Below are 22,807 nucleotides of genomic sequence, written 5' to 3'. Positions count from 1 at the left end.
CGAGACGGCGACGCTTGAGGCAACGCCGGGCAAGACGGCGGCGGACGATCAGGGACGCTGTGGCGATCGTCCAGCGCGCAATTCCGGCAAGGCCTTCTCGGGGTCGTAGGTGCGGCGAGCGCCACCGCCGACCCGCCTTGCACACGCGCGGCTGTCACGCCCAAGCCAAACGATGAGCGCAAACACGCCGATCATCGCGACGGCCGTATGACCGCCGCCGAACAGCACGAAGAGAACCAGGAATGCGACGAAAAGGATCGCATACCATTTGAGGGCGAAGCGGAGATAGATTCGCCCGACGGAGCGATCCCTGTTCACCTGATCGCCCGATTGCCTGGCAGCGACGCCGACAGCACGAGAAAGAAAAGCGGAAAGAACACGAAGACCGCGACATAGGCCCAGAGGTATCCGCCGCCGAGCGCGACTTGCAGGCCGCTATGTCCCGATGATTTTCGGTGCGCCAGGATCGCCCAGAATGCAAAGCAGAACAGCGGCATCGTGAGATACTTCCACTGCTCGCGCCAGTCGCGCAGGATGGTCACGAGGTCGCCAAGCAATGCAATCATGAACAGCGAAACCGTGACTGCATAAAGCGAGACCAGAGGCAGGAAGAGGTGCTCGAACCTCACTCGCGCGATTGCTTCAGCCGACATCGGGATGCCATCCGCAAACATGCTCCCGAACGGCGGGATTGCGAACAACCGCATGTCAAAGCCCATCGCCTGGCCAAGCCAGAACACGACGATCGCCATCAGGCCGATTGCCGACTGCGCGAGGAAGGCCCCGCTCGCGGTGCGCTGACAGAGCGATCCCGAAAGCAAGATCCGCGACAGTCCGTAAAGCAGTTTCCTGCCACGGCCGTTCTGCGTTTCCAGCTCTGAAAGCCAAGCCGAACCGTTCCCGCTGCCGAAGCGAAAGATATCGGGCCGGACGCTACGCGATGGCGGCTGGGTCTCACCATCGAAAGCGCGCATGACCACAAGCACGGAAACACCGCCGGCCAGCGCCGTTGCGCACGCGGATGCGACGTTAAAGCCAAGGACAAACGAGACGATGCCGAACAGCGCCGCCATGCCCAATGCCGTGACGATCTTGAATTGCGTGCTGACCAACGAACCGCTCCACCTCAGGCAAGCTACAGCAGCCGCCGAAAGGCATCCGAAACAAGTTCGCTAAAACTTGAGCGATCAAGCGCCTTGCGCGCTGCGCAGCGTCGCGGGTGCCGCGTCGGCGGCGTTGTCGTCGAGATCGACTTGCGGCTTGTCCATCGCGACGACCACCTCGATCCCGCGGCTATGGCAGATATTGGCGAGGCCTGCGGGGAGCGGTGAATCGGTCACGAAGGTCTGGATCTGGCTCATATGGGCGATCCGCACCGGCGCGCTGCGGCGCAGCTTGGTCGAGTCCGAGACCAGCATCACGTTGCGCGCATTGGCGATGATCGCCTGCGCGACCTGCACCTCGCGATAGTCGAAGTCGAGCAGCGCGCCCTCCTCGTCGATGGCGGATGCACCGATGATGGCGTAGTCGACCTTGAACTGGCCGATCAGCTGCGTCGCGGTGGAGCCGACCACGGCGCCGTCGGCGCGGCGCACCGTGCCGCCGGCCACCACCACCTCGATGCGCGGATGGCGGTACAGCAGCATCGCGACGTTGAGGTTGTTGGTGATGACCAGCAGGTCCTCATGCGAGGTCAGCGCGCTCGCGACCTCTTCCGTGGTGGTGCCGATATTGATGAACAGCGAGCAGCCGTTCGGAATCCGTGCCGCCGCGGCAGCGCCGATCGCCTTCTTCTCCTCGGCGGCGACGAAGCGGCGCGCCTCGTAAGCGAGGTTCTCGACGCCCGAGGCGATGATCGCGCCGCCATGGATGCGGGTCAGCGACCGCTGGTCGCAGAGATCGTTGAGGTCCTTGCGGATGGTCTGCGCCGACACCTCGAATCGCTTGGCGAGGTCTTCGACCATGACCCGGCCGAACGCGCGCGCGATGTTGAGGATTTCAGTCTGGCGATGGGAGAGTCCGGCCACGGCGGCCCCCTTGAAACGGCGAGTCGCCCATGGTGCGACCGTTCGGCACGGAGGTCAACGTGCAGTGCCGGGTCAGGGAAGGCCTGGGCGAAGGTGGATGCTTCGCCCGGGCCACGCGCAATGACGCGAAGGCGCGTTCTACGACGCCATCTGCATGGATTGACCGGTGAGCAGCCGGCGCGCCGCGCGCTCGGCCTCGCGGGCATTGCGGAAGATCTGGCCTTCAAGGCGGTCGAAAAGGTGCGATGCAGCAAAGAACTGATATCCACGCGCATCGCGCACCACGATACCCGCCGTCTGCGAACTCACTTCGATCACGTAACTGTCGGACATTGTCAGCCTCGGTTTGACTCCGGCCCGACAACGGAGTCGCTGACTGTTTGTTCCTCGATTATTTGCGCGGCGAAGCGCAAAAAACTCCGGGTTTTTGCAATCAAATCACGCTCCGGACTCAGTTTCGACGCGTTTCCTTTCCCACCGAATCAGCGGCACTGGCGCGCGAAAGATGTCAGGTTTCGATCGTCGCACCGTCGCGCTGGATCGGCTGCGGATGGCCCTGCTCGTCGATCGAGACATAGGTGAAATTGCCGTCGGTCACGAGGATCGACTGCTGCTCGCGGCGGCGCAGCACCCAAGCCTCGAGATGCACCGTGATCGAGGTGCGGCCGATCCGCACCAGATTGGCGTGGACGGAGACGAGATCGCCGACATTGACCGCCTTGCGGAAGTTCATCGCGTCGATCGCGACCGTCACGGTGCGCGACTTCGCCGCCTTGGAAGCGAACACGCCGCCACCGAGATCCATCTGGCTGAGCAGCCAGCCGCCGAAGATGTCGCCATTGGCATTGGTGTCGGCCGGCATCGCCAGCGTGCGGATGCAGAGATCGCCCTTCGGCTCGATCTCGCTGCTGAGCGGCGCGTGAGCGTGGGCGTCGGTCACTTGCGAGTCGGTCACTTGCGGATCGCTCACTTGAATGCCTCCCAGCCGGGATCCGGCGCAAATCGTCCGCCGAACTTGCGCATCAAGGCCTGCATGGCCGACACCACATTGTCGACGCCGCGGCTGCGCGCATAGTTGAGCGGGCCGCCGCGGAACGGGGCATAGCCGGTGCCGAAGATCATCGCGCCGTCGACCATGTCGGGATTGTCGACGATGCCTTCGCGCAAGGCGGCGACGCAGACATTCGAGATCGGCAGCACCAGGCGGTCGATCATCTCATCGGTGACCCGGGGACCGGTCTCCGGCCGCGGCGCCTTTTCCGCCTTGCCGTCCTTCCAGGTGTAGAAGCCCTTACCGGTCTTGCGGCCGAGCTCGCCTTTGACGACTTTTTCGCGCAACCATGCAGGCGTCGGCGGCAGCGTGTCGCCGAACTTCGAGCGCAGCATGTCGCCGACATCGAGGCAGATATCGAGGCCGACCTGGTCGGCGAGTTCGATCGGCCCCATCGGCATGCCGAACTCGACGGCGGCCGCGTCGATCAGGCGCTGGTCGGTCTTCTCGTCCAGCATCATCATCGCTTCCAGCATGTAGGGCGTCAGCGCGCGGTTGACGAGGAAGCCGGGCGAACTCTTCACCGGCAGCGGCAGGCGGTCGATGGCGCCGACGAAAGCGAGCGCCTCCTTGAGCATCGTGGCATCGGTGCCGTCATGGCTGACGACCTCGACGAGTTGCAGCCGCGACACCGGGTTGAAGAAGTGCAGGCCGAGCAGCCGCTCCGGCCGTGCCAGCGTGGTGCGCAGATCCTGCAGCGGGATGCTCGACGTATTGGTGGCGAGGATCGCGCCCGGCTTCAGCTTCGGCTCGAGGCCGGCATAGACCTTCTGCTTCAGCTCGAGCTTTTCCGGCACTGCCTCGATGATCAGATCGGCATTGCGGACGCCCTCGCCGTCCATGTCGGGAATCAGCCGGTCCAGCGCGTCGCGCTGGTCGATCCGCTTGCGCATGATCTTGCCGAACAGCTCCGACGCCCGCTTCATCGCGCCCGCGATCGGCTCGGCCTTCATGTCGGCGAGCGTCACCCGCATGTCCTGGTTGGCGCACCACGCCGCGATATCGCCGCCCATCGCGCCGGCGCCGATGACATGGACGTGCGCAACCTTGTTGCCGCTGCCGGCGAGCTTCTTCATCTGCTCGCGCAGGAAGAACACGCGGATCAGATTCTGCGCGGTCGGCGTCACCATCAGATTGGCGAACGAGGCCTTCTCCGCATTCAGCATCGCCGAGCGGTTGCCGGCGTGCTTCTCCCACAGATCGATCAGCGCATAGGGCGCCGGGTAATGCTTGCGTGGTGCCGCCTTCTCGGCCTCGCTGCGCATCCGCGAGGCGAGGAAACCACGCGCCGCGCCGAGATTGAGGAGCGAGTTGAGCGCGCCCGGCCTGGCGCGCTTCAGTCGGCCGAACACCGCGTCCTTCACCGCGTTGCGGACATGGCGCTCCTGGGTAACGGCGTCGACCAGGCCGAGCGCCTTGGCGCGGCGCGCGTCGATGGTCTTGCCGGTCAGCATCAGCGTCATCGCCTGCATCGGGTTGACCAGCTCGGTGAAGCGCACGGTGCCGCCGAGACCGGGATGCAGGCCGAGCATCACCTCGGGGAAGCCGAACCGCGCGTCGTCGATCGCGATCCGCATCTGGCAGGCCAGCGCGACCTCGAGGCCGCCGCCGAGGCAGAAGCCGTGGATGACGGCGACCGACGGCACGCGCAGCGCCTCGAGCCGGTCGATCACCGCATGGGCGCGGCCGATCGCGGTCTCGACCGCGCCGGAATCGCTGGCGCCGCGAAACTCATTGACGTCGGCGCCGGCGATGAAGCCGCTTGGCTTGGCCGAGCGTACCACGAGGCCGGTCGGCCGCTGGTTCTCCAGCGCCGCGACGATGGCATCGAGCTCCTCGAGCAGATCGGCCGACAGCGTGTTGGCGCTGGCGCCGGCGCGGTCGAACAGCAGCCAGGCGATGCCGTCCTCGTCACGGGTCAGCTTGAAATTCCTGTAGGGACTGTCGGCGGCAGGCTTCGGCCCGAGTTCGAGCACGCGGCCGGAGAGAACGTCCATGATCCTTGAATCCATGATCACACCGTCTCTATCAACATCGCGCCGCCCTGCCCGCCACCGATGCATTCGGTGGCGACGCCGCGCCTGGTGCCGAGCCGCTTCATCGCATTGACCAGATGCAGCACGATGCGGTTGCCGCTGGTGCCGACCGGATGGCCGAGGCTGATCGCGCCGCCGTCGACGTTGAGCTTCGCGCGGTCGATCTCGCCGGCCGCGCCGTCGAGTCCGAGAATCTCGCGGCAGAATGTCTCGTCGTTCCACGCCGCGAGGCAGCCGAGCACCTGCGTGGCAAAGGCCTCGTTGAGCTCCCAGGTCTCGACATCCTGCAAGGTCAGGCTGTTGCGCTTGAGCAGCGCGCTCGCCGAGAGCACCGGACCGAGGCCCATGATCGAGGGATCGAGCGCCGACCACTGGCTATCGAGGATGACGGCCTTCGGCGTCAGCCCGTGCTTGGCCACCGCCTTCTCAGACGCCAAGATCACCCAGGAAGCGCCGTCGGTGATCTGCGAGGAATTGCCGGCGGTGACCTGGCCCCACGGACGCTCGAACACCGGCTTCAGCTTTGCCAGGGTGTCGGGCGTCGAGTCCGGGCGGACACCGTCGTCGTGGTCGAAGAACTTGCCGTCGCGGGAGAACGCGGTCTCGACCTCGCCCTTGAGAAAGCCCTGCTGCTGTGCGTTGGCCAGCCGCTGATGGCTCTCGGCGGCGTACGCATCGGATTGTGCGCGCGTGATACCGAAGAGATGGCCGACCTTCTCGGCGGTCTGCCCCATGTTGAGCTCGGTGATCGGGTCGGTCAGCCCGCGCTCGAGGCCGATGATCGGCTTGAAGTAGCTCGGCTTCACCTTCAGCGCCGCGGCGATCTTGGCACCGAGCCCCTTGGCGCCGGCGAAGCCGGCAAACCAGCGCACGCCGGAATTGGGCCAGACCAGAGGCGCATGGCTCAAGGCTTCGGCACCGCCGGCGAGGATCAGGTCGGAGATGCCCTCGCGGATGTAACGATAGCCGGTGTCGATCGACTGCATGCCGGAGCCGCAATTGATCTGCATCGTGAAGGCGACCATCTGCTCGCCCATGCCGAGCCTAAGCGCCGCAACGCGTGCCGGGTTCATCTCGTCGGCGATCACGTTGACGCAGCCGAGGATGACCTGGTCGAAGGCGGTGGGCGCGAAAGGCTGCCGCGCCAGCAGCGGCCGGCCGCATTGCACGGCAAGATCGACCGGGGTGAACGGGCCGGGACCGGAGCGCGCCTTCAGGAACGGCGTCCGGCTGCCGTCGACGATAAAGACTGGTCGCGCCATCAGCTCGCCGCCCTCTGCTCACCAAGCTCCTGGAAGAACTGATGCACGTCGGCGGATTTCTTGTAAATCGGGGACAGCGCCTCCGGCGCAAAATCATCGACCTCGATGACTTTGGCGACGGCCTCGTGGGCAGCGGCAAGCTTCTCGCCGTCGGCCTCGGTGATGACGCCTTTCTTGACCGCCTCCTTCCAGTCATGCAGGCGCGCCGCGCGCAGCTGCTTGGCGGCATCCTCGGCCTCGGTGACGAGGCGGAAAGCCTTCTCCAGCCTTGCGATGCCGCCGTCATCCTCGACAAAAGCGAGGTCCGGCGTCAGGCGGTCACGCGCCGCGGAGGGCGACAGCACGAGCTGCGCGCATTGCTGCACGACGCGGTCCGTCGGGCCGGTGACGCGCGCGCCGAACGGCTGGATCAGGAATTTCAGCAGCCAAGCCACCGGACGGTTCGGCAGATTGGCGAAGATTTCCGCAAAGCGGTTCTCGATGGTCTTGAAGCCGGACGCCATGCACCATTGGAGCGCGGGAAGATCCTCCTGCTGCCGGCCCTCGTCCTGCCAGCGCTTGAGCGCAGCGGAGAGCAAATACAGCTCGGACAGGATGTCGCCGAAGCGCGCGGAGAGCATTTCCTTGCGCTTCAGCGCGCCGCCGAGGGTGAGCAGCGCCATGTCGGCGCACAGCGCGAACGCCGACGAATAGCGCGACAGCTGGCGATAGAACTCGGTGGCATCGCCGGCATCCGGCGCCGGCGCGAACAGGCCAAAACTCCAGTTGCGGCCCCAGGCGCGGAACATGGTCGCGAAGCTGTGGCCGACATGCTTCCAGAACGCGGTGTCGAACGCGGTCAGGCCCTTGTCGCGGTCGGTCTCGCCGAGCGCATTCATCTCCTGCAACAGATAGGGATGCGCGCGGATCGCGCCTTGCCCGAACACGATCAGATTGCGGGTCAGGATGTTGGCGCCCTCGACCGTGATGCCGACCGGCACCGAGCGGTAGAGCCCGCCGAGATAATTCTGCGGCCCGTCGATCACGGCCTTGCCGCCATGGATGTCCATGGCGTCGTCGATCGCGATCCGCATCCGCTCGGTGGCGTGCAGCTTCATGATCCCGGAGATGACGGCGGGATGATGCCCCCCATTCAGCGCGGCGCAGGTCAGCCGGCGCGCGGCGTCGAGCAGATAGGCCGTGCCGGCGATACGCGCGAGCGGTTCCTCGATGCCCTCGAATTTCGAGATCGAGATGCCGAACTGCTCGCGGATGCGGGCATAGGCGCCGGTGGTGCGCGCGGCATAGGCAGCGCCGGCGGCCGACAGCGACGGCAGCGAGATGCCGCGGCCGGCGGCGAGCGCCGTCATCAGCATCTTCCAGCCTTGGCCGAGCCGTGCCTCGCCGCCGATGATGTAGTCGAGCGGGATGAAGACGTCGCGGCCCCAGTTCGGGCCGTTCTGGAACACCTGCATCGCCGGCAGATGGCGGTGGCCGATCGAGACGCCGGGCAGATGGGTCGGGATCAGCGCGACGGTGATGCCGAGTTCTTCCTCGGTGCCGACCAGGTGATCGGGATCATAGGCCTTGAACGCAAGGCCGAGCAGCGTCGCGACCGGGCCGAGCGTGATGTAGCGCTTGTGCCAGTTGAGCCTCAAGCCCAGCACCTCGCGGCCTTCGAAATTGCCCTTGCAGATGATGCCGGTGTCGATCATCGAGGCGGCGTCGGAGCCGGCCTCCGGGCTGGTCAGGCCGAAGCATGGAATGTCCTGGCCGGAGGCGAGGCGCGGCAGCCATTTGTCCTGTTGCTCCCTGGTGCCGAACCGCATCAAGAGTTCGCCGGGCCCGAGGGAGTTCGGCACCATCACCGTGACGGCCGCGGTCAGCGAACGTGATGAGATCTTGCGCACCACTTCGGAATGCGCATAGGGCGAGAAGCCGAGGCCGCCGAATTCCTTCGGGATGATCATGCCGAAGAATTTCTTGGCCTTGATGAAGGCCCAGACCTCGGGCGGCAGATCGCGCCATTCCCAGTTGATCTTCCACTCGTCGAGCATCCTGCAGAGCTCGTCGACCGGTCCGTGCAGGAAGGCCTGCTCTTCGTCAGTCAATCTGGCCGGCGCGAACGCCAGCAATTTCGACCAGTCGGGGTTGCCGGTGAAGAGATCGGCGTCCCACCAGACGTCGCCGGCTTCCAGCGCCTCGCGCTCGGTGTCCGACATCGTCGGCAGCACGCCACGCGCCCAGGAGAAGATCGGTTTTGTCAAATAGTCGCGGCGGAAGCTCATGGCGGATCCCTCATGAAACGGCGGCGCGGATGGGTGATCTTATCGGAAAGTGCCGTTCACCGGTGAACACTTCGCTTCGCAGATAAAGCGAAATTGACGCGGCCCAGGCGCCATTTTGTTAACGGCACGCCGCGGGTTCAGTTCCGAAAGCTGAGCTGCGACAATCAGGTAGCTGGGGACGGCGCGGAGCCGTCCGATCCGCGCGAGGTTGGCCGAGTGGGGGCGGCAGCGGAAGTTCACCTCTCCCTTGGGAGAGGTCGGCGCGCAGCGCCGGGTGAGGGGTTGCGGTCTCTCCTTGGAGCGGCTCCCCCTTACCCGATTTGCTGCGCAAATCGACCCTCTCTCCGCCGTGGAGAGGTGAAGTGAAACCGAGATCAGGCCGGCCCCGCTCCCTGGGTTGCGGTATAGACCGCGTAGAGCGACTGGCTTGCGGCCATGAACAGGCGATTGCGCTTGGGACCGCCGAAGGTGATGTTGCCGCAAACCTCGGGCAACCGGATGCGGCCGAGCAGCTTGCCTTCCGGCGACCACACCGTCACGCCGCTGTAACCGACCGCGCGACCGGCATTGCTCGAGCACCAGACATTGCCGTTGACGTCGCAGCGGATGCCGTCCGGTCCGCACTTCACGCCGTCGATCGTAAAATCGCTGAACCGCTTGCCGTTGGAAAGCTTGTTGTCGGCGCCGACATCGAACACGAAGACGTCGCCCTTGCCGCCGGGGCCGCTATCGCCCGGTCCCTTGCCGGTCGAGACCACGTAGAGCTTCTTGTAGTCCGGCGAGAAGCAGAGGCCGTTCGGATCCGGCACCTGGTCCTCGCCGACCACGAGATCGACACGGCCGGAAGGATCGATGCGATAGCAATTGGTGGGCAGCTCGCGCTTGGCCGGCGCGAAGCCCGCCGGCTGCCCGATCCGGGGATTGAGCTTGCCGGCCGGATTGCCCGGGCCACCCGCAGCATCAGGCTCGCCCTCATAGAGCTGCCCGCCATAGGGCGGATCGGTGAACCAGTAGCTGCCGTCGGGATGCGCGACGACGTCGTTCGGCGAGTTCAGCCGCTTGCCCTGATAGTTGTCTGCGAGCACGGTCGCGGTGCCGTCATTCTCGTAGCGCGTCACGCGGCGGGTGAGATGCTCGCAGGACAGCTGGCGGCCCTGGAAGTCGAACGAATTGCCGTTCGAGTAGTTCGACGGCATGCGGAAGACGCTGACATGGCCGTCATCCTCCGACCAGCGCATCTGCCGGTTGTTCGGAATGTCGCTCCACAACAGATAACGGCCCTGCGAACTCCAAGCCGGGCCTTCCGCCCACAACAGGCCGGTATGGAGGCGCTTGATCGAGGTGTTGGGCTGGGCAAGGTCATTGAAGGACGGATCGACCGCGATGATGTCGGGGTCCCAGAAATAGGTGGTCGGCGCACCGCGCGGACTGAAGTCGCGCGGCGGGCTGGTGATCGTCGTCGGCGGCCCGATCGGCGCGGGCGCGTTCTGAGCCAGCGCACTGCCGATGCCCGCGACGGCGGCGGCGGAAACCGCCAACCCCTGAACCAGCGTGCGTCGTGAAACATTCGGATCGCGTTGTTCTTCGTTAGGATCGCGCCGCGATTGGCGTGTCATCGCATCCTCCCACTCTGTTGGCCGGCCGTTGATCCGGCCTGGCGGGTGGAGGTTAGACTGCTCTCGGAGAGGTTGCGAGTGACGGTTTTTCATCCCCGCGCGCGGAAATTTCACATTGTTGTGGTGCGGGCCGTCGTTGCGGAGCGACGTCTCTTACCTCGCCCCGCTTGCGGGGAGAGGTCGGATTGCATCGCAAGATGCGATCCGGGTGAGGGGGGTACAGGTCTCACGACGATCATAACCGATGGAAGCAGCCCCTCACCCTACCCTCTCCCCGTGAAGAACGGGGAGAGGGAGGATAGAGCAGCACTCAATCCGGCCGGATCATCTCGAACATGTTTTCCGGCTTGATCTCGAAGTAGTCGCCGCGGCGGCCGGCGCGGACGATCGGGTGCGCGAGACCGGTCTGGTAGACGCCGTCCTTGATGAAGGCCTTGTCGATGTGGACGGCCACGACCTCGCCGAGCGTCAGCCAGGCCTCGGCCTTCTTGCCGTCGGCACCCTGGAGCTGGACGATCTGGCTCACCTTGCATTCGAACGACACCGGGCTTTCGGCGACCCGCGGCACGTTGACGAGCTTGCCGGCGACCGGCGTGAGCCCCGCGAGCTTGAACTCGTCGACATCACGCGCGACATGCGCCGCCGTCGCGTTCATGTGCTTGGCGAGATCCATCGTCGCCAGATTCCAGACGAACTCGCCGGTGTCCTGGATGTTGGCGACGCTGTCCTTCCAGTTGGTGGAGGAGAAGCCGATGATCGGTGGCACATAGCAGAACGCGTTGAAGAAGCTGTAGGGCGCGAGGTTGACGTTGCCGCCCTTGTCGCGCGAGGAGATCCAGCCGATCGGCCGCGGCGCCACGATGGCGTTGAACGGGTCGTGCTTCAGGCCGTGGCCGTTCTTCGGCTCGTAGAAATGCAGGTCCTTGGCGGTCACGGCTAGCCCCTCTCACGTAGCCCGGATGGAGCGCAGCGTAATCCGGGACGGTCTCGCAAGCGGAAGTGGCCCCGGATTGCGCTGCGCTCCATCCGGGCTACAAACCCGATTTGCCTGCTATGCCGGAAGAGTCAACTGACGAAAATGTCAGCCCTGGCGCTCAATTGGTGCGGCCGCGCGGCGACAGGCCGGCGATCACGAAATCGATCATCTGGTCGATGGTCGGGCCCGGCTTGGTGGCACATTGGGCGATCATCTGCGGGTGGAAGAACCGCATCATCGCCGTGCAGGCGCAGAGCGAGGCGAGTTGCAGGTCCGTGATCTCGAACTCCCCCGACGCCGCTCCTTGCGCGATCACCTCGCCGATAATGGAGGCAATACACTCCATATGTGCGACGCAGACGTCCCAGTCCTCCTGCATCGCGATCTCGACCATCTCGTGCAGCTTGGAGTCACCGACATAGCGTTCGGTGTTCATGCGATTGATGGTCGTCATCATCTGGCGCAAGCGCGGTGCCGCCGGCCCTTCCGAGCGGGCGATGCGCTGCGCCTCGATCTCGACTTCGCCCATCAGGCCGCGGGCCACGCTTTCGTGGATCGACTTCTTCGAATCGAAGAAGCGGTACACGTTGGCGGGGCTCATCCGCAGCTCTTTGGCGATGTCGGCGACCGTCGTCTTCTGATACCCGATCTGCCGGAACAAGCGCTCCGCCACCACGAGAATCCGCTCGCGGGTGTCGGTTTCGCTATGTTCCGAGATCAGTGTCATGTTGGCCTGCTCAATCTTCAATTATTCGGCCGCCTCAGCAAGCGGAAATGCGCGTTGCGCATCGCCGGCATGCTGCGGCGCAGTATCGATTTGCTCGGAGCCGCTTTCCTCGAGGGTCTTGCGGAACCAGAGGGCGTAAAGGCCCGGCAGATACAGCAAGGTCAGGAAAGTCGCAACAAACAAACCGCCCATGATGGTGATCGCCATCGGGCCCCAGAACGCCGAGCGCGACAGCGGGATCATGGCGAGGATGGCGGCCAGGGCCGTCAGCACCACCGGCCGGGCGCGCCGGACGGTGGCTTCGACGATCGCCTCGCGCCGGGTCAGGCCGGATGCCACGTCGCTCTCGATCTGGTCGACCAGGATCACGGCATTGCGCATGATCATGCCGGCGAGCGCGATCAGGCCGAGCAGCGCCACGAAGCCGAACGGCTGGTTGGCGACGTTGAGCCCCAGCGAGGCGCCGACGATGCCGAGCGGCGCGGTCAGGAACACCAGGAACAGGCGCGAGAAGCTCTGCAGCTGGATCATCAGCAGCGTCAGCATCACCATCACCATCACGGGGAAGAGGATGAAGATCGACGCATTGCCCTTGGCGGATTCCTCGAACGCCCCGCCCGGCTCGATCCGGTAAGCCGGCTCGAGATGGGCCTGGATGTCCTTCAGCTTCGGCGAGATCTGGTTGGTGACGTCGGGCGCCTGCACGCCGTCGACAACGTCGGAACGCACGGTGATCGCCATGTCGCGGTTGCGCCGCCACAGGATCGGCTCCTCATGCGCATATTCGATCTTGGCAATCTGCTGCAGCGGCACGGCGACGCCGTTGCGCGTGGTAATGGTGAGATCGCCGACGCGGCCGAGATCGAGCCGCTCGGACGGCACCGCGCGGGCGACCACGCCGACCTTCTCGATGCCGTCGCGGATCGTGGTGACCGGCGCGCCCGAGATCAGCATCGCCAGCGCCTGCGAGACGTCCTGCGGGGTCAGGCCGAGCGCGCGCGCCCGATCCTGGTCGACGGCGAGCTTCAGATAGGGCGACTGCTCGTTCCAGTCGAGCTGGACGTCCTTGACGTTCTTGTTCTGGCGCATGACGTCGCGCACCTGGTAGGCGATGTCGCGCACCTTGTTGGCATCGGGGCCGATCACGCGGAACTGGACCGGGAAGCCGACCGGCGGACCGAAATTGAAGCGATCGACCCGGACCCGCGCCTCGTTCAGCGCGCCATCGGCGGCGGCCTGCTCGATCTTGGCCTTGACGCGCTCGCGCGCCTCGACGTTTTTGGCGAGGATCACGATCTCGGCAAAGGCCTCGTTCGGCAGCTGCGGGTTGAGGCCGAGCCAGAAGCGCGGCGAGCCCTGGCCGACATAGGCGGTGTAGGTCTGGATGTCGTCATCGCCCTTCAGCAGCCCTTCGGCCTGCTTCACCGCCTTCTCGGTGACGTTGAAGGCGGTGCCCTCGGGCAGACGCAGCTGCAGGAACAGCTCGGGCCGCTCCGACAGCGGGAAGAACTGCTGCTGGACGTGGCCGAACGCAACGATGGAGGCAACGAAGACGCCGACGGTCGCCGCCACCACCTTGATGCGGTGATCGACGCACCACTGCACGACGCTGCGCAGGCCGCGATACATCCGTGTCTCGTAGATCGCGTGCGGATCGTGGTTCTGGTGCACCTTGATGTTGGGCAACAGCTTGACGCCGATATAGGGCGTGAAGATCACCGCCACGAACCAGGACGCGACCAGCGAGATCGCCACGATCCAGAAGATGCCGCCGGCATATTCGCCGACCGCCGAATTGGCAAAGCCGATGGGGAGGAAGCCAGCGGCCGTGACCAGCGTTCCCGTGAGCATCGGAAACGCGGTGGATTCCCAGGCAAAGGACGCCGCCTTCATGCGGTCCCAGCCCTGCTCCATCTTCACCACCATCATCTCGACCGCGATGATGGCGTCGTCGACAAGAAGGCCGAGCGCAATGATCAGCGCGCCGAGTGTGATGCGGTGCAGGTCGAGCGACATTGCGTTCATCACGATGAATACGATGCCGAGCACCAGCGGCACCGACAGCGCGACCACGATGCCGGTGCGCCAGCCGAGCGCGACAAAGGAGACGAACAGCACGATCGCGAGCGCCTCGACAAAGGAGTGCACGAACTCGCCGACGGCGTGCTCGACCACCTTGGGCTGGTCGGCGATCTGCTGGATATCGACGCCCTGCGGCACCGCCTTCAGGAACTCGGCGGTCGCCTTCTGGACCTCCTTGCCGAGCTCGAGGATGTTGGCGCCCTTGGCGGTGACGACGCCGATGCCGAGCGCCGGCTTGCCTTCCTGACGCACCTTGAAGCTCGGCGGATCGACATAGCCGTGGCTCACGGTCGCGATATCGCCGAGCCGGAACACGCGGCCGTTGCTCTCGACCGGCGTTTCGGCAACCGCCTTGACGCCGTCAAGCGCGCCGGTGACGCGCAGCGGCACGCGCTGCGATGAGCTCTCGACGGTGCCGGCCGGGGTGACGTTGTTCTGCTTGGCGAGCGAATCGAACAGCGCCTGCGGCGTGATGCCGAGCGTCGCCAGCTTGGCATGCGAGAACTCGACGAAAATACGCTCGTCCTGGGTGCCGTAGAGATCGATCTTGGTGACACCGGGCACCTTCAGCAGGCGCTGGCGAAAACCCTCCGCGACCTTCTTGAGCTGCGCATAATTGGCGCCGTCGCCGGTCATCATATAGAGGATCGAATCGACGTCGGAGAATTCGTCGTTGACGACGGGACCGAGGATGCCGGAGGGCAACTCGCCCTGCACATCGACCAGCTTCTTGCGCAGGAGATAGAAGAGATAGGGCACGTCCTTCGGCGAGGTCGAATCCTTGAAGGAGACCTGCATCGCCGTGAAGCCCGGCTTGGAATAGGTCTGCACCTTGTCGAAGAACGGCAGCTCCTGCAGTTTCTTCTCGATCGGATCGGCGACCTGCATCTGCATTTCCTGCGAGGTCGCGCCCGGCCACATCACCGAGACATTCACCACCTTGACGGTGAAGAACGGGTCTTCGGCGCGGCCGAGCTTCTCGTAGGAGAAGAAGCCGGCTGCGGCGAGGATGATCATCAGGAACAGGACCAGCGTCGGATGGCTGACCGCCCAGGCTGAAAGGTTGAAGCGCTTCATCGAACTCTCCAGGTCCCAGAACCGTTTCTGCTGCTATGCGAGGGTTAGAACGACAGCGACGACACGACCCGCACCTTCTGGCTCGGATCGAGTTTCTGCACGCCGAGGGCGACCACCTTGGCGCCATCGTCGACGCCGCCGGAGATGACGACGTTGTTGCTCTCATAGGCCTTCACCTTGACCGGCTTCAGCGCGATGTCGCCCTTGTCGTCGACGATGTAGAGCGAGGGATCGCCGCCCTGGCTGTACAGCGCCGACAGCGGCAACTTGGCGACGCGCTCGCTCGCCTTGTCGGCCAGCGTCAGCGTCGCGGTCATGCCGAGCGACACCGCCTCGTCGGCATCCGGCAGCGAGAATTTTGCGAGATAGGTGCGGGTGGCGGGATCGGCCTGCGGCGCGACCTCGCGCAGCCTGGCGGCATAGCTCTTCTTGGCATCCGACCACAGCGTCACCGTGGCTACGCCCGACCTGGCACGAGCAAGAAGCGTCTCTGGGATCGCGACGACAGCTTCCTTCTCGCCAAGTCGGGCGACACGGATCGAAGCCTGGCCCGCGGCAACCACCTGGCCGGGCTCGATCATGGTCGCTGTGACAACACCCCGGGTGTCGGCCACCAGCGTTGCGTAAGAGAGGGAATTCTTGGTCAGCTCGACCGAGCGCTCGGCGCGGTTCAGCCGGGCGCGGGCCTCGTCGCCGGCGGCCTTGGCGGAATCGAGCGCCGCGTCGGTGGTCCAGCCCTTGGCCTTCAGATCCTTGGCGCGCTGCTCGGCGGCCGCGGCCTGCGCCAGCACGCCGGTGGCGGCGCGGAATTCCGCCTCCGCCTGCTCGGCCTGCAGTTTCAGGTCGACCTCGTCGAGGGTGGCCAAGGGCTGATCGACGTCGACTGTCTGTCCGACCTCGACCAGCCGCTTGGCCACCTTGCCGGCGACCCGAAAGCCCATATCGGCTTCGATACGGGGCTTGATGGTGCCGACAAAGCTGCGCTCAGGGGTTTCAGCTTCATAATGGACGGTCGCCACCAGAACGGGGCGTCCCGGATCGGCGTTTTCGGCCGCCTTTTCATTGCAGCCGGTCAGCGCGAACACCGCGAAAGCCAATGATGCTCCCGTCAAGAGCCTGTAATAGCTCGAGAAAACGGAACGAACGAACATCTGAAATCTCCATCGGGCTGACGACTGATGAAGAATATCTATTCATCACTGATGAATGTCAATATTCGTCAGTGATAACCAATTCGTGAGGACACGGTCGGAATCGGGCTCCTCCACCCGAAACCGCGACTTTCGTTTCAGCCTTTTACGGTTGCGGAAGCGCCCGCATGCGAGGCTGCGGCCATGTCATGGATCCTTGCCCTTGGTTACGCCGGCTTCTTGATCTGGTCCGTCGGCAGAGCGCGCGAACGCGCGGCTGAACACGCCGCGACTGGAATGCTGCGTTCGCCGCTCTATTGGTCCGGCGCGGGGCTCATCGGCATTCTGGTGATGCTGACGCTTTCCGAGCGCTACGCCCTGACACAGGGCGGCACCCTGATGTGGACGTGGCTGGCAGCGCTCGGCACGACGCTGGTCGCGATCTTCTTCGTCCGACGCGCGCTGAAGTGGCGCTATCCGGTCTAAGCATTCAAGAACTGTAGGATGGGTAGAGCGAAGCGAAACCCATCAATCCCGCCGCGGATAACGAATGATGGGTTTCGCTGCGCGCCACGGCTACTTCGCGCCGGCGAACTCGGTCTTGGTCTCGTGGCTGCCGAGGAAAACCAGCAGGCCCGCGGCGAGCGGCAACAGCGACAGCACCAGCAGGCCGGTCGACGTGCTGCCGGTGGCCTCCTTGACCCAGCCGATCAGGTAGGGCCCGCCGAAACCGGCGAGATTGCCGATCGAGTTGATCAGCGCGATCGCGCCGGCGGCGGCGGTGCCGGAGAGCCAGGCGGTCGGCAGCGTCCAGAACACCGCGAAGGTGCAGAACACGCCGATCGCGGCGACCGTCAGCACCACCATCGTCATGACCGGATCGGTGATGTAGCTGGAGACGGCGAGCGCCAGCGCGGTCAGCAGCAGCGGCGCGCCGACATGGAACACGCGCTCGCGCGTGGCATCGGAACGGCGTGCCCACAGGATCATCGCGACCGTGCCGAATGCGTACGGGATCGCGGTGACGAAGCCGGTCTGCGCGTTGGTCAGACCGAACGCCTTGACGATCTGCGGCAGCCAGAACTGCATGCCGTAGAGCGAGGCGACGAAGCCGAAATAGATCGCGCTGAGCGCCAGCACCTTCGGCGAGGACAGCGCCTCGCCCAGCGTGAAATGCTTCGCCGCCTGCTTGGCCGCGACCTCGGCGTCGAGCTTCGCCTTGAGCCACGCCTTCTCCTCGGCCGAGAGCCAATCGGCCTTCTCCGGCCGGTCGGTCAGATAGAACCAGGTGACGATGCCGAGCAGCACCGAGGGAATGCCCTCGATGACGAACAGCCACTGCCAGCCCTTCAAGCCCATCACGCCGTCGAGGCCGAGCAACAGGCCGGAGATCGGCGCGCCGATCACGGTCGAGATCGGCACCGCGAGCGCGAAGGCGGCGAGGAAGCGCGCACGATACTCGGCCGGGTACCAATAGGTCAGATAGAGGATGATGCCGGGGAAGAAGCCGGCCTCGGCGACGCCGAGGAAGAAGCGCAGCGCATAGAAGCTGTGCTCGTCATAGACCGCCGCCATCAACGCCGAGAGGATGCCCCAGCTCACCATGATGCGGGCGATCCACTTACTGGCGCCGAACCGCTCCAGCGCCAGGTTGCTCGGCACCTCGAAAATGAAATAGCCGATGAAAAAGATGCCGGCGCCGAACGAGAACACCACCGGCGAGAACTTCAGCTCGCTGTTCATGGTGAGCGCGGCGAAACCGAGATTGACGCGGTCGAGATAGGAGAAGAAGTAGGCCAGGATCAGGAACGGGATCAGCCGCCACGAGATCGCGCGGATCGTCGACGTCTCGATCTCGCTGCGGGCGCCGCGATCAGGCGCGATGGTTGCTGTCTGGCTCATGAGCTTTCCCCGGGTGTTGCTTGCCGTGAGGATTATTGGCTGGCTCCGCTTTGAGCAATGGCAAAAACTCATAGCTCACAGCGCAAACCGGAACCGAGGCTGTGGTCGATCTCTCCCCAAACTCGTCATGCCCGGCCTTGTGCCGGGCATCCACGTCTTGTTATCCGCGTGAGAAAGACGTGGGTGGCCGGGACAAGCCCGGCCATGACGGCGTAGCGGAGCTAATCCGCGAGCTGGAAGCGCTCGAAGCGGTCGAGCTCTTCCTCGATGCGCCGCTTCAGTTCCTTGCGCGAGGCCAGCTTCTTGCCGTTGCCGACCCAGCTCCATTTCTGCATCAGCAGCTTCTTGTTTTGCCGGTCGGTCTTGAGGTCGAGAGCGGCGACGATGTCGTCGCCGATCAGCACCGGCAGCGCGAAATAGCCGAACAGGCGCTTCTCCTTCGGCACATAGGCCTCGAAACGGTGGCCGTAGCCGAAGAACAGCTCGGTGCGCCTCCGCTGGATGATCAGCGGATCGAACGGCGAGAGGATGTGAACCAGGGTGGGATCACCCTCGCCGGTCGCCTCCAGCACCTCGGGCCGCGCCCAATGCTCCTGCTTGCCGGCGCCTTCCAGCCCGACCTGGACCAGCTCCTTGCGGCGCAGGCGCGCCTCGATCAGGCTGCGCACCGCCTTCTTGCTCGGCGCGTCGAGATGGCAGATCGAATCCAGGCTGACGATGCCCTGCGAGCGCAGCGCGCGGTCGAGCAGATAGGCGGTCCGGGCCGAGGCCGGGGCCGGCTTCGGCGGCTTGTCCCAGCCGAAGTGCCGGGTCATCAGCTCATAGGTCTTCAGCATGCCGGCGCGCTCGCTGATCGTGACCACGCCGCCATAGAAGGCGAGCTGCAGCGCGCGCTTGGAGGGCTTGCGGCTCTGCCAGAGATGCTCCTTCTCGGTCAGCACGTCGTCATCGATGTCGCGGATGGTCAGCGGACCGGCACGAAGCAGCCGCAGCACCTTGCGCGTATCCGCCGGGGTCACCGACGAGAACCATTTGTGGCCCTCGCGCTTGTGCGCCTTCATCGCCGGCAGGAAGATGCTGATATCCTTGGACGGAATGTAGGACAGCGCGTGCGTCCAGTACTCGAACACGCTCTTGTCCCGGCTCTGCGCCTGCTTGAGGTCGGCGCGGCGGTAGTCCGGAATGCGGGTGAACAGGATGTGGTGATGGCAGCGCTCGATCACGTTGATGGTGTCGATCTGCACATAGCCGAGATGATCGACGGCGGCCGCGACCGCTGACGCCCCCTCGCCGAACGGCACCTGGGTATCGAGCCGCTGCGCGCGCAGCCAGATATGGCGGGCGGCAGCATTGTTCAACGAAAGGGGTTCGGCGGCGCGGGACATTGCCCCAGCAATGTAGTGAGATTCGCGCTGCTGTGGAGAGCTGCGCGGCGGAAATCAGCTCCGCATCATTCGGAGCGGCTACGTCGATCCGACGACCCGCCGCAACCACGCAACGTCCCCGATCGCCGCCGCGAGCGCGGCGCTTTCTCCATGGAAGATGCGGGACGAATGACCGCCGACCGGAAACCAGCCACTACCGTCTTCGGCGTCCCGCCGATATTCCTCGAAGCCGATGCTGCCGTCCGGGCGAAGGAAGATATCGACGCAGCGCGAGGCAGCTTCGTCATTGATCGAGCGGAGGACGCGATTGACGTTGGCCATGATGTCCTCGCTTCCCGTCTGCCTGCCTGGCGCAAGGCAGGGCGGCACACTCGACCGTGACCCAGATCACATTCCGGGGTTTGAACCGGTTCTATTCTCCCAACATCAAAACGACAGCAAGCCGGATTGGCTAGCCCGACATTTGAGGACGAAAACCATGACCCGCTCCTTTTCCTTGTCTCTTCTGACGATCGGCGCCGCGCTGTCGATGACGGCGGGCGTCGCACTGGCCGGCAGCGAGGCCGTTCCGGCCGCACAGATTCTCAATGCGCTGAAGCCGAAGTCGGCCACCCGCGGCCTTTCCGCCGGCACGCAGGTCGACCTCGCGGCTTCCGCCAAGGAGGCAAGCTTCCTCAACACCGTCCGCAACCGGCAGACCCGTTCGTTGTCGCGCATTGAACGCCAGGAGATCGCCGACATCGCGGCGAACAAGCCGAAGATCGATCTGGAGATCCACTTCGACTACAACTCGGCCGACATCAGCAAGGGCTCGACCCAGGCGGTGCAGGAGCTCGGCAAGGCACTGTCCGATGCCAGCATGAAGGGCTCGACCTTCGTCGTCGCCGGCCACACCGACGCGATCGGCGGCGAGGCCTATAACCAGGACCTGTCGGAGCGCCGCGCCGACACCATCAAGAAATATCTGGTCGAGCATTACGGCCTGAACGGCTCGGATCTCGTCACGGTCGGCTACGGCAAGACCCGGCCGAAGGACCCGAGCGCGCCGATGGACCCGAGCAATCGACGCGTGCAGGTCGTCAACATGGATACCAAGACCGCGTCGCAGTAATCTCCCGCAGCCTCGATCCGCCTGCCGCGCCCGGCAGGCGGATCACTTTACTTCGAAGACCGTCATATCCAGCCCTGAAACAGCATCAACCGGTTGAACGTCGCCATCGACGTCTCGATCACAGCGGCCGTGACCGGCAGCATCGCAACAAACCCTGCACATCCAACCGCGACGAACGCCCACAGCAGCCAACGCGGCGCCCCCTTACGCGTCAAGGCGTAGACCAGCACGAAGCTCGCGGTGGTTGCCGCCGGCAGATAGTAATAGATGAAACCGAGCGTGCGCGGCAGCAGCGCCCAGGCGAGATACGGGCCGAGGTAGAACGCCAGCACGAGAAATGCATCACGGCCGCGCCCGATGATCCAGTCGCGCAGCGCAATGATCAGCGCGATCAACGCCGGCCACAGCACCAGCGGGTTGCCGAGGAGCACGATCGCGGCGAACCTGTCATCGCCGACCTTCTCGAACAGGTACCAGACCGGGCGCACCAGGAACGGCCAGGACGGCCATGAGCTCATATAGGTGTGCCCCGCGATGGCGGCCGTGGTGTTGTCGGCAAAGATGCGGCGCTGCGCCTCCATGATATCCGTGAACGAGAGGCCGTAGAGCGGCACGAAGGTCGCGAGATAGACGGCCGCCGGGATCAGCACGAAATAGACGATGAAGTGAGGAAGACGAAAATCCGGCCATAGCTCCGGCTGATACCAATCCTCCGCATTGCCGTCGGCAAAGCGCGTGCGCCAGCCCTGCATCAGGCGGATCGCAACCACGATCGCGATGCAGGTCGCGAGCACGAACAGCCCGCTCCATTTGCAGGCACTGGCAAGCCCCGCGAAGAGCCCCGCCAGCGCAAAGGCGGATTGCGGCTGCTTTTGCCTGAAGCCGTGGACGAAAGCCGCGATCGCGAACAGGCCGAAGGCGAGCGCGAAAATATCCAGCATCGCGATCCGCGACTGCACGAACAGCATCTGGTTGAAGAAGGCGAGCAGCACGGCAGCGATCGCGCGTTGCTGCGACGCGAACAGCGCAAGCCCGCCGAGATAGACGCCGACCAGCGCCAGCGCACCGAACAGCGCCGCGGGATAGCGCCATCCGAGCGGCCCGTCGCCGAATGCCTTGATCGAGAGGGCGATGATCTCCTTGGCGAGCGGCGGATGCATCGGGTTGAGGATCGGGCCCTCGCGCACCGGCAACAGCATCTGCCGCGCCGCCGGCACATAGTGCACCTCATCGAAATAGAGCTTGTCGGGCGCCGTGATCCCGAGCAGGAGCACGACATGGGCGACGATGAAGATGATGGCAGCGGCGATCGCCGTGCGCGCGGCGCGACGTCGTGGAACAAAATGCGAATTGGATACGATGTTCAAAGGGCAAGCACGGTGCGAGGGGAACGCAGCTTGCGACAAATATACGATATCAGCGGCATCCGCGATCCGTCGCCACGGTCATGTGACGGAACCATCGTGCCCATACAGTCATGCCCCGCTTCATGCGGGGCATCCAGTACGCCGCGGCCGCTCGGCCGAGCCCGAAATCTCTGGAATGCTGGATCGCCCGGTCCCGTCTACGCCAAGGCTTCGACGAGGCGACGAATCCCCGGCTCGCCGAAGCTTTAGCGAAGGCGGCGAGCCGGGCGATGCCAGCGAAGTCCTTACCTCACGCTGCGGACTTGCCCTCATAGGCGCGGCGCAGGCCTTCGATATCGAGCTTGATCATCCCGAGCACGGCCTGCATCACGCGCGCGGCAGCGGCGGCGTCGGGCCCGCCGAGATATTGGCGGACCACTGCCGGCACGATCTGCCAGGCGACGCCGTAGCGATCGCGCAGCCAGCCACACTGCTCGGCGGTGCCACCAGCCGCGAGCAACGCGTCCCACAGGCGGTCGACCTCGGCCTGGTCGACACAGTCGATCGCGAATGAGACCGCGTGGGTATGCTCCATCCTCATCCCGCCGTTCAGCGCCATGAAGCGCTGACCGGCGAGCGTGAATTCGACCAGCAGCACCGTGCCGGCCTTTCCGCCGGGGCTGTCGATGACGTTCTTCTGGACGGTCTCGATCCGCGAACCGGGCAGCAGCGAGACGTAGAGGTTCGCGGCCTCCTCGGCCTCGCCGTTGAACCACAGGCAGGGAGATACCTTGGACATGCTTGAGCTCCTC

20 protein-coding genes are annotated in these 22,807 nt (G+C 64.9%); 2 read left to right on the top strand and 18 right to left on the bottom strand.

All coding sequences use genetic code 11. The features are described 5' to 3' along the window. Nucleotides 1–48: 48 nt before the first annotated feature. From QA639_RS11020 to QA639_RS10960, 13 genes are all read right to left on the bottom strand, one after another. Entirely contained in the window at nucleotides 49–318 is a 270-nt protein-coding gene (locus QA639_RS11020; RefSeq protein WP_283089764.1) for a hypothetical protein, read from the bottom strand. After that, nucleotides 315–1,112, bottom strand: a complete 798-nt coding sequence (locus QA639_RS11015) for a hypothetical protein (RefSeq protein ID WP_050387394.1) — start codon at nucleotides 1,110–1,112, stop codon at nucleotides 315–317. Before QA639_RS11015 ends, QA639_RS11020 begins: the two co-directional genes overlap by 4 nt. A gap of 75 nt (nucleotides 1,113–1,187) precedes the next feature. Beyond that, nucleotides 1,188–2,027, bottom strand: a complete 840-nt coding sequence (locus tag QA639_RS11010; protein ID WP_028333219.1) for a DeoR/GlpR family DNA-binding transcription regulator — start codon at nucleotides 2,025–2,027, stop codon at nucleotides 1,188–1,190. A gap of 138 nt (nucleotides 2,028–2,165) precedes the next feature. Beyond that, entirely contained in the window at nucleotides 2,166–2,360 is a 195-nt protein-coding gene (locus QA639_RS11005) for a hypothetical protein (RefSeq protein WP_016846235.1), read from the bottom strand. 175 nt (nucleotides 2,361–2,535) lie between these two features. Next, the gene (locus tag QA639_RS11000; protein ID WP_283090571.1) at nucleotides 2,536–2,967 is read right to left on the bottom strand and encodes an acyl-CoA thioesterase; all 432 of its coding nucleotides are present in this window, start codon (nucleotides 2,965–2,967) and stop codon (nucleotides 2,536–2,538) included. 26 nt (nucleotides 2,968–2,993) lie between these two features. Beyond that, nucleotides 2,994–5,090: a 3-hydroxyacyl-CoA dehydrogenase NAD-binding domain-containing protein gene (locus QA639_RS10995; RefSeq protein WP_283089763.1), complete on the bottom strand. Its 2,097-nt coding sequence runs from the start codon at nucleotides 5,088–5,090 to the stop codon at nucleotides 2,994–2,996. 2 nt (nucleotides 5,091–5,092) lie between these two features. After that, complete coding sequence (locus tag QA639_RS10990; protein WP_283089762.1) at nucleotides 5,093–6,376, bottom strand: acetyl-CoA C-acetyltransferase; 1,284 nt, start codon at nucleotides 6,374–6,376, stop codon at nucleotides 5,093–5,095. Further along, entirely contained in the window at nucleotides 6,376–8,643 is a 2,268-nt protein-coding gene (locus QA639_RS10985) for an acyl-CoA dehydrogenase (RefSeq protein WP_028333223.1), read from the bottom strand. Before QA639_RS10985 ends, QA639_RS10990 begins: the two co-directional genes overlap by 1 nt. 374 nt (nucleotides 8,644–9,017) lie before the next feature. Next, nucleotides 9,018–10,259, bottom strand: a complete 1,242-nt coding sequence (locus QA639_RS10980; protein ID WP_283089761.1) for an SMP-30/gluconolactonase/LRE family protein — start codon at nucleotides 10,257–10,259, stop codon at nucleotides 9,018–9,020. A 310-nt stretch (nucleotides 10,260–10,569) separates the two neighbouring features. Further along, the gene (locus QA639_RS10975; protein WP_028333225.1) at nucleotides 10,570–11,193 is read right to left on the bottom strand and encodes a flavin reductase family protein; all 624 of its coding nucleotides are present in this window, start codon (nucleotides 11,191–11,193) and stop codon (nucleotides 10,570–10,572) included. 160 nt (nucleotides 11,194–11,353) lie between these two features. Then, nucleotides 11,354–11,962, bottom strand: a complete 609-nt coding sequence (locus QA639_RS10970; RefSeq protein WP_028333226.1) for a TetR/AcrR family transcriptional regulator — start codon at nucleotides 11,960–11,962, stop codon at nucleotides 11,354–11,356. Nucleotides 11,963–11,983: 21 nt separating this feature from the next. Further along, a complete protein-coding gene (locus QA639_RS10965) occupies nucleotides 11,984–15,121 on the bottom strand; it encodes an efflux RND transporter permease subunit (protein ID WP_028333227.1) in 3,138 nt (1,045 codons plus the stop codon). Nucleotides 15,122–15,165: 44 nt separating this feature from the next. Next, entirely contained in the window at nucleotides 15,166–16,272 is a 1,107-nt protein-coding gene (locus tag QA639_RS10960) for an efflux RND transporter periplasmic adaptor subunit (RefSeq protein ID WP_050387400.1), read from the bottom strand. A 183-nt stretch (nucleotides 16,273–16,455) separates the two neighbouring features. Here QA639_RS10960 and QA639_RS10955 point away from each other — a divergent pair, with 183 nt between their 5' ends. Further along, nucleotides 16,456–16,737 (top strand): hypothetical protein, encoded by a 282-nt coding sequence (locus QA639_RS10955; protein WP_283089760.1) that lies wholly within the window; start codon nucleotides 16,456–16,458, stop codon nucleotides 16,735–16,737. Nucleotides 16,738–16,827: 90 nt separating this feature from the next. Here QA639_RS10955 and QA639_RS10950 read toward each other — a convergent pair whose 3' ends face one another. From QA639_RS10950 to QA639_RS10940, 3 genes are all read right to left on the bottom strand, one after another. Next, nucleotides 16,828–18,153 (bottom strand): MFS transporter, encoded by a 1,326-nt coding sequence (locus QA639_RS10950; protein WP_283089759.1) that lies wholly within the window; start codon nucleotides 18,151–18,153, stop codon nucleotides 16,828–16,830. 221 nt (nucleotides 18,154–18,374) lie between these two features. Then, nucleotides 18,375–19,538: a winged helix-turn-helix domain-containing protein gene (locus QA639_RS10945; RefSeq protein WP_283089758.1), complete on the bottom strand. Its 1,164-nt coding sequence runs from the start codon at nucleotides 19,536–19,538 to the stop codon at nucleotides 18,375–18,377. Between the two features lie 78 nt (nucleotides 19,539–19,616). After that, nucleotides 19,617–19,859 (bottom strand): hypothetical protein, encoded by a 243-nt coding sequence (locus tag QA639_RS10940; RefSeq protein WP_283089757.1) that lies wholly within the window; start codon nucleotides 19,857–19,859, stop codon nucleotides 19,617–19,619. Between the two features lie 157 nt (nucleotides 19,860–20,016). On the opposite strand from QA639_RS10940, the gene QA639_RS10935 reads away from it, so the two are divergent. After that, on the top strand, nucleotides 20,017–20,649 hold the full coding sequence (locus QA639_RS10935; protein WP_283089756.1) for an OmpA family protein: 633 nt from the start codon (nucleotides 20,017–20,019) through the stop codon (nucleotides 20,647–20,649). A 62-nt stretch (nucleotides 20,650–20,711) separates the two neighbouring features. Here the strand turns inward: QA639_RS10935 and QA639_RS10930 are convergent, their stop codons facing one another. Further along, nucleotides 20,712–22,016, bottom strand: coding sequence for a phospholipid carrier-dependent glycosyltransferase (locus QA639_RS10930; protein ID WP_283089755.1), 1,305 nt, complete (start codon nucleotides 22,014–22,016; stop codon nucleotides 20,712–20,714). 289 nt (nucleotides 22,017–22,305) lie between these two features. Further along, nucleotides 22,306–22,794 (bottom strand): VOC family protein, encoded by a 489-nt coding sequence (locus QA639_RS10925; RefSeq protein ID WP_028333235.1) that lies wholly within the window; start codon nucleotides 22,792–22,794, stop codon nucleotides 22,306–22,308. Nucleotides 22,795–22,807: the final 13 nt, after the last annotated feature.

The sequence above is a fragment of the Bradyrhizobium pachyrhizi genome (assembly GCF_029714545.1).
Lineage (GTDB): Bacteria > Pseudomonadota > Alphaproteobacteria > Rhizobiales > Xanthobacteraceae > Bradyrhizobium > Bradyrhizobium pachyrhizi.
The sequence above is the reverse complement of the archived record's forward strand: the minus strand, read 5'-3'. Positions and strand labels throughout refer to the sequence as shown.

What these genes read in the sequence shown, in the direction of transcription:
- QA639_RS11005 (WP_016846235.1), bottom strand. Translation starts at nt 2,360, where the DNA reads ATGTCCGACAGTTACGTGATCGAAGTGAGTTCGCAGACGGCGGGTATC.
- QA639_RS10995 (WP_283089763.1), bottom strand. Translation starts at nt 5,090, where the DNA reads ATGGATTCAAGGATCATGGACGTTCTCTCCGGCCGCGTGCTCGAACTC.
- QA639_RS10990 (WP_283089762.1), bottom strand. Translation starts at nt 6,376, where the DNA reads ATGGCGCGACCAGTCTTTATCGTCGACGGCAGCCGGACGCCGTTCCTG.
- QA639_RS10985 (WP_028333223.1), bottom strand. Translation starts at nt 8,643, where the DNA reads ATGAGCTTCCGCCGCGACTATTTGACAAAACCGATCTTCTCCTGGGCG.
- QA639_RS10980 (WP_283089761.1), bottom strand. Translation starts at nt 10,259, where the DNA reads ATGACACGCCAATCGCGGCGCGATCCTAACGAAGAACAACGCGATCCG.
- QA639_RS10970 (WP_028333226.1), bottom strand. Translation starts at nt 11,962, where the DNA reads ATGACACTGATCTCGGAACATAGCGAAACCGACACCCGCGAGCGGATT.
- QA639_RS10965 (WP_028333227.1), bottom strand. Translation starts at nt 15,121, where the DNA reads ATGAAGCGCTTCAACCTTTCAGCCTGGGCGGTCAGCCATCCGACGCTG.
- QA639_RS10960 (WP_050387400.1), bottom strand. Translation starts at nt 16,272, where the DNA reads ATGTTCGTTCGTTCCGTTTTCTCGAGCTATTACAGGCTCTTGACGGGA.
- QA639_RS10955 (WP_283089760.1), top strand. Translation starts at nt 16,456, where the DNA reads ATGTCATGGATCCTTGCCCTTGGTTACGCCGGCTTCTTGATCTGGTCC.
- QA639_RS10950 (WP_283089759.1), bottom strand. Translation starts at nt 18,153, where the DNA reads ATGAGCCAGACAGCAACCATCGCGCCTGATCGCGGCGCCCGCAGCGAG.
- QA639_RS10945 (WP_283089758.1), bottom strand. Translation starts at nt 19,538, where the DNA reads ATGTCCCGCGCCGCCGAACCCCTTTCGTTGAACAATGCTGCCGCCCGC.
- QA639_RS10940 (WP_283089757.1), bottom strand. Translation starts at nt 19,859, where the DNA reads ATGGCCAACGTCAATCGCGTCCTCCGCTCGATCAATGACGAAGCTGCC.
- QA639_RS10935 (WP_283089756.1), top strand. Translation starts at nt 20,017, where the DNA reads ATGACCCGCTCCTTTTCCTTGTCTCTTCTGACGATCGGCGCCGCGCTG.
- QA639_RS10925 (WP_028333235.1), bottom strand. Translation starts at nt 22,794, where the DNA reads ATGTCCAAGGTATCTCCCTGCCTGTGGTTCAACGGCGAGGCCGAGGAG.